The organism is Paenibacillus sp. DS2015 (genome assembly GCF_050433705.1).
In the GTDB taxonomy this organism is placed as follows: Bacteria; Bacillota; Bacilli; order Paenibacillales; family Paenibacillaceae; genus Paenibacillus_AQ.
The window spans coordinates 120387-126768 of sequence record NZ_JBNPWS010000015.1 but is presented as its reverse complement, the minus strand read 5'-3'; the positions used below and the strand labels follow the sequence as shown (position 1 = coordinate 126768).

5 protein-coding genes are annotated in these 6382 nt (G+C 40.1%); 1 reads left to right on the top strand and 4 read right to left on the bottom strand.

Going from position 1 to position 6382, the window contains the following annotated elements; translation table 11 throughout:
• Positions 1-172 precede the first annotated feature (172 nt).
• Both J2T13_RS14605 and J2T13_RS14600 read right to left on the bottom strand, forming a co-directional pair.
• Positions 173-607: a BrxA/BrxB family bacilliredoxin gene (locus J2T13_RS14605; protein ID WP_429372464.1), complete on the bottom strand. Its 435-nt coding sequence runs from the start codon at positions 605-607 to the stop codon at positions 173-175.
• A gap of 235 nt (positions 608-842) precedes the next feature.
• On the bottom strand, positions 843-2156 hold the full coding sequence (locus tag J2T13_RS14600) for a two-component system sensor histidine kinase NtrB (protein WP_429372462.1): 1314 nt from the start codon (positions 2154-2156) through the stop codon (positions 843-845).
• A 568-nt stretch (positions 2157-2724) separates the two neighbouring features.
• On the opposite strand from J2T13_RS14600, the gene J2T13_RS14595 reads away from it, so the two are divergent.
• Positions 2725-3996 (top strand): NAD(P)/FAD-dependent oxidoreductase, encoded by a 1272-nt coding sequence (locus J2T13_RS14595; RefSeq protein ID WP_429372460.1) that lies wholly within the window; start codon positions 2725-2727, stop codon positions 3994-3996.
• Here J2T13_RS14595 and J2T13_RS14590 read toward each other — a convergent pair.
• Together J2T13_RS14590 and J2T13_RS14585 are read right to left on the bottom strand one after the other, a co-directional pair.
• Positions 3993-5255 (bottom strand): ABC transporter permease, encoded by a 1263-nt coding sequence (locus J2T13_RS14590; RefSeq protein WP_429372458.1) that lies wholly within the window; start codon positions 5253-5255, stop codon positions 3993-3995. The two genes, J2T13_RS14595 and J2T13_RS14590, sit on opposite strands and share 4 nt — an antisense overlap.
• A 12-nt stretch (positions 5256-5267) precedes the next feature.
• Positions 5268-6008, bottom strand: a complete 741-nt coding sequence (locus J2T13_RS14585; protein ID WP_429372457.1) for an ABC transporter ATP-binding protein — start codon at positions 6006-6008, stop codon at positions 5268-5270.
• Positions 6009-6382 lie beyond the last annotated feature (374 nt).

Below are 6382 nucleotides of genomic sequence, written 5' to 3'. Positions count from 1 at the left end.
ACCTGCCTACTTCCAAGTATGTGCTAGGGCTGTATGGTTTCAAACATGCATCCTATTTTCATCCATGGGGGTGGCCGTCAGGTCATGGGAGTTTTGAACAACCTCTAAAAGAACAAAAGCCCCAGAGTTGTCGGCAAGCGGCAACCTCAGAGCTTTTGTGCAGTGGACTAAATTACTGACACAAACGATTAAATGCCTCCGAGAGCTCATCGGCAATATCTTGTGCTGACCGATCCTCTACCTGATGGCGTTCAATAAAGTGGACAAGCTGTCCATCTTTCATCAATGCAATGGAAGGTGAAGAAGGAGGATACGGTGCGAAATACTCACGTGCTTTAGCTGTAGCTTCTTTGTCTTGTCCAGCAAATACAGTGTACAAATGATCAGGTACTATTGCATTATTAAGCGCCATAGCAACTCCCGGACGACACTGTCCTGCAGCACAACCGCATACTGAGTTAATTACAACCAATGCCGTACCCTTGGAATTTGGTAAACTATTCTCTACCTCTTCCGGTGTTGTTAACTCTTGAATTCCTAAATTTGTCAGTTCATCCCTCATCGGTTGAACCATATCCTTCATATATCGATCAAACGACATAGACATGATCTATCACTCCTTTTATAATAACCGTTATAATAACGATGCTAATAATTCATATTATACCTTCCTGAGGTTTGAAAGCAAGCAACATGCGCCAGCTATATAGAGTAACACAAGAACAGTCTTCATATTCTAGATCTTCACAAGAATCTATAGCATTTGGGAAACACATACTTTAGTTCACTCTTCTAGCTTCTCATTATGCTAATGTATGTAAGCCATCTTTATTGTTTCTAAATTACGTGGTCACTGCTTCAGATGCATAAGAGCGAGGAAAATTAACAATGATGGAGGTTCCGACCCCCTCTTCCGAATCCACTGTGATTTTCCCTTTATGACGTTCTACAAGCGTAAGGCACAGAGATAACCCTAATCCCGTACCTTTCTCTTTAGTAGAATAGAAAGGGGTAAACAATTTATCTTGCACATTCTTAGGAATCCCTGATCCGTTATCTTGCACAATAAACTCCACACCCGTTGGTGTCGCTCTAGTCCGTAATATAAGTTGTCCCTTTTCTCCCATCGCTTCCATACCATTACGAGCTAAGTTAAGAATTAACTGCTTAATTTCTTTGGCATTCAACATAAGTTTTGGCGCATTCTCGTCCAACTCAAGCTCAATCGTCTGACCTCTTAAATTAGCATCTGCCCATAATAATGGACTCAGGTCATTAATAATTCTGTCAATATAACATTCTTCCTTCTCTGAAACCCTATTCTGGGCGAGCGATAAGAAATCATTAATAATACTGTTAGCTCGATCTAGCTCTTCCATTACAATGCGATAGTAATGGTCCAGTGAGTTCGGACTTTTCTCTTTCATCAATTGAAGGAACCCACGCACCACAGCCATAGGGTTACGAATTTCGTGGGTAATGCTTGCAGCCATTTGGCCTACCAGACTTAACCTCTCTACATTTCCAAGCTCACTACGCAATCTTTCTAGCTCTGTCATATCTTGAGTAATCATAACCGCGCCTAATACTTCTCCTGTGTATGAGTTGGTCAGTGGTGATGTGCTCATGTAACTAACACGAGAACCATTTGAGACAAGTTCATGGTCCGTTTTTTCCCCTCTTAAGGCTTGCGTAATTCGAGTACTAACATGCTCTTCTTCCTGCGGATCTACAAATAACCAAATAGGTCGTCCAAGCACATCAGATTTCTTAAGCTCCGGGTTCCGCGATTGATACAATGTCATCATCATGTCATTAATACTTGTCACAATTCCATCACGATCGACGGACACCATACATATAGGAGCAATATCCATCACTTGCTGGAGCTTATCTTCTCCACGTAGATACTTCTCAGATATCCCATCCAGTTGCTCCCTTAGAAGCCATTTTTCAAATGTAATTTCAATAACGTATAAGACCATAACCCCACATAAAGTACAAATAATACTATAAAGCAAAGCGACTACCACTTGTTGTGTCTCAAGTACATGAATATCATAACCATCAGCTAAGGGAGATATGCTCACAAACAACATCGCTAGAATTAGACTTCCTCCAAGTTTTTTAGTTTTACCTACAAGAGAATCCTTCAAGAAATAAGGCGAAATGTAGAAAAGAAATGGAGATATTATTATTCCTGAATGAAGTAAAAAATTGATATTCATACTAAACTTATGAAATATAAAATAACAGACCACATGGAGTACAGCTAAAGGAAGTCCCCATTTATAACCTCCATAAAGAATACCAATAAAGAGTGGTATTAGACCAAAATGAAGTGAAGCAAGATCAAATAATATCAAGGCAAATAATGAACATACAACTAGAGATATTGCACTACACCACACAATAATAGTAATAAAATTATTGGAGTTAAGCCTCTCCCGATTCGAGCAAGACCTTAAACACCGGTACCCTAGTGGGAAGAGAAGCGCAAATGAGATAGAAATTAACACCTGCAACAGGATGTCACTATATTCATAATAAATATAAAATTCCTCCTTAACACAACTGCCCTATTTAGTCAGGTTAATTCTGATTAAATCACATGTTACATAATATTACAATCTCTTCTATTATCTGCATCCATTGTTGTTTTCGCAAAGGTTTGATTATAATAACAATATGGGTTTAAGTTATTAACAGAAAAGGAAGATATCATTGACATATAACGTAATTATTATTGGCGGTGGTTCGGCTGGTCTCATGGCTGCAGTATCGGCAAGTCACAACGGAGCTAAGGTTCTTCTATTGGAAAAGGGAAATAAACTGGGTCGAAAATTGGGGATTTCCGGCGGTGGGCGTTGCAACGTTACTAACGCTAAGGAACTTGATGAATTAATTAAACATATCCCGGGTAATGGTCGCTTTCTGCATAGTGCATTAGCTACTTTTAGCAATCGAGATATTATGGCTTTTTTTGAGGACTTAGGAATTAAATTAAAGGAAGAGGACAACGGAAGAATGTTCCCTATCACAGATAAGGCCAAAACCGTTGTTGATGCCCTAATTAGCAAAGTGCGCTCGCAAGGGGTGGAGATCCGACTTCAGTGCCCTGTGGATCAAGTGCTATATAAAAATGGGCATGTAGCAGGTATTAAATTACGCTCTGGTGATGTCATAAAAAGTAACAACGTAATTATTGCAGTTGGAGGTAAATCTGTTCCTCAAACGGGATCAGAAGGAGACGGATATATCTGGGCCGAACAAGCAGGGCATACGATTACGGATCTTTATCCTACTGAAGTTGCCCTGACTTCGAATGAACCTTTTATTCAGAATAAAGAATTACAAGGATTATCACTAAGAAACATCAGTCTTTCGGTCTGGAATCCTAAGAATAAAAAAGTAATCGAACATCAGGGAGATATGATTTTTACTCATTTCGGCATATCTGGACCTACCGCACTTCGCTGTAGCCAATTTGTTGTAAAGTCTATCAAACAATATAAAACCAAAACCGTGGCCCTGACCCTGGACCTTTTTCCAGATAAAACAGCAGATCAGGTATCTCAAGAAACATTGAGTATTCTAAAAGAGGAAGCTAAAAAGGCGGTTAAAAACGCGTTGAAAGGTTATATTCCCGATCGTCTTATCCCTCTGTTCCTTCTTAAAGCGGGTATCGAGGAAGATTTGACCTTTGATCATATCCCTAAACAGCAACTACTTGATCTAACTCAATTGATTAAATCTTTTCCTATCTCAATCGATGGTACGCTCTCCATCAAAGAAGCATTCGTTACAGGCGGTGGCGTCCATTTGAAAGAGATTAATCCTAAAACGATGGAATCTAAACTTATGCCAGGATTATATTTTTGCGGTGAAGTCATGGACATTCATGGATATACAGGAGGCTACAATATTACTGCTGCCTTCGCGACTGGATATACTGCCGGTAAGAATGCCTCAATAGAGCAGGAGACCTCCTATTAACCTTTTGAATAATTCATGAAGCTAAGCAAATAGACGGTGAATCGATTCATGACTAGCGTCAAAGGTAGTATGAATAACCAGCCCCACCCTATACCCCATAAAGTTAAGGAAAAGGCTGTCGAGATCACGAAGATGTATGGAAGGTGCATGGTACGAACTGCGAGCATTCCCGCCTTCAAGGAAACTTCAGGTGACCATGGTAATAATGACACCCATTCATCATACAGAAAACGAGTCCAATAACGGAAAAGCCAATAAACGAGCATCGTTGAAACCGCCAGGAGTACTATGCATTTAATAATCCCAGGCGGTACAATGATTGCGATCACACTTACCCCCGTAAATTGTAAATAAAGTAGTAGATGCCTCGGATTACGAAACCATGACTTAACGGCAGCAGCCGCTAATCGATGCTCAGGTGAACGTGAATGATAGAGATAAGGTGAGCGCCGAAAAATCCAAGGTTTAGTCCTTGTTGGCATAGGTTTGTCTACAACTTGCTTCAGCAAGAATCCGGTAAACTTCATCCGTTGCTTGCTATCTTCTTCCACATCATTCATGAATGTCCCCTGATGATAGACTCTCTTTTTAACAAAAACGAAGACTACTATAATAAACAATACAGCAGTACATATCATATAAAGAGGTTGATGAATCCACAGAATAGTCACTCTAGCATAAAACGCACAAGGAACACCTACTCCACAGATAATCATTAAACGTTTAGTCCATCCAGAAAATGTAATCGTTACAAAATGTCGTATCCAAGTTACGATCCAGCTAGTAGCGATAGATAATACCAGGAAACTACCCAATTCTAAACCATCCGTACTCAAAATTCGCACTAGAAATGGAGATACAATCGTAAATAGGATAACAACCTTCATCGCAATAACAACCATACTATATATAGAACCTCTAAAGATCAGACCTGACATCCAGCGTTGATGCATACGTATGAATAAGGCATCCCCCCTCTGTACCAAGAGCAATATACCGCCACTATATATCCCTAACAACATAAATGATGAGAATAGCATACTGGGCGCCTGAAGGCTCCACTGTGGAAGATCCTCCACCCATAATCCATAATACAATCTACCTCCGAGGAGCACACCTGGAATCAGAATATATAGCATTACAGTCCAATCGGCAACATAACGTAATATGATTATTTGTTCTCTCAAATATTCCTTCAAGCGCCGCCAAAAAAGATTTCTCGGTGTACTAATCTGATATCCTATCCGTTTATCTGTCATGAAGAACTCCCTTCAGCTAGTCATAACATCGAAACAGTCAAACAATGATGCTCCAGGTTGCTCTGCTGCCTGACGGATATCTTCTAGTGAACCTTGGGCTACCATTTCACCACTAGAGATCAGAATGAAAGAATCACATATCTTCTCAGCTGTATCTAGTACATGTGTTGACATTAGAACACCTGCCCCACGTTTTCTTTCTTCCTCTAGTAAGTTGAGAAAATCTTTCGTCGCACGCGGATCAAGACCAATAAAAGGCTCATCCACTATATATACATCTGGGCGCCCTAGAAAGCCAATCATGAGCATCATTTTTTGCTTCATACCTTTGGAGAATCCACCTGGCAGAAGATCGCGCACTTTACTCATACCAAATCGTGCAAGTAGTTCTTCGGCATGTCTAGTAAAAGATTCATATTCTAATCCATAGGCTGCTCCCGCGAGGTCCAAATGTTCCCACAACGTTAAGTCTTCATAAAATACAGGTTGCTCCGGTACGTAGGCATACTTTCCTGAACCACCTGCAATACTTACAGAAGTCTTGGCATGCTTGAGAAGTCCCATGACTGCCTTAATGGTGGTACTCTTACCCGCACCGTTAGGCCCAATAATACCAAGAAGCTCCCCTCTCTTCACTCGAAACGAAATATTTGAAATCGAAGGTGTTCCATGTTCATAACCTGCATGTTCTATATATACTTCCAGTACGGTCTCTACTTCCAATTGTTCCAATTCATCTATGATTAGACTCATATCTTGTACACCTGCCCCCTTCCCAAAACGTTAACCCCAACATACTAGGTTAAGCTATTTAACAGAATCTGTAGTAGGAGAGACCTGTCGATCTCTAATTTTACCATTTTTTCCCGAAGAGAACAAAATATCCATCAATCCCTTAAAGATCAAAATTAGATAGAATGGTTCATATCTTCTACTCCTCATCATCCATGTTTAACGCTCTATCATTACAATAACCGACGCCTCCCGCACGATCATCGGTCCTAGGACTGATAAAGTGTACATCCTGAGGAATAAGATTTCAGTATCAATACCGACATATAATCAAAAGGTTTAGTTTTTAAATATTAAAAGCGCAGTGATTGTGATAAATCACATGTTAAGTTTGA

Coding starts and splice junctions, on each gene's coding strand:
- J2T13_RS14590 (WP_429372458.1), bottom strand. CDS start 5,255: ATGACAGATAAACGGATAGGATATCAGATTAGTACACCGAGAAATCTT.
- J2T13_RS14585 (WP_429372457.1), bottom strand. CDS start 6,008: ATGAGTCTAATCATAGATGAATTGGAACAATTGGAAGTAGAGACCGTA.
- J2T13_RS14605 (WP_429372464.1), bottom strand. CDS start 607: ATGTCTATGTCGTTTGATCGATATATGAAGGATATGGTTCAACCGATG.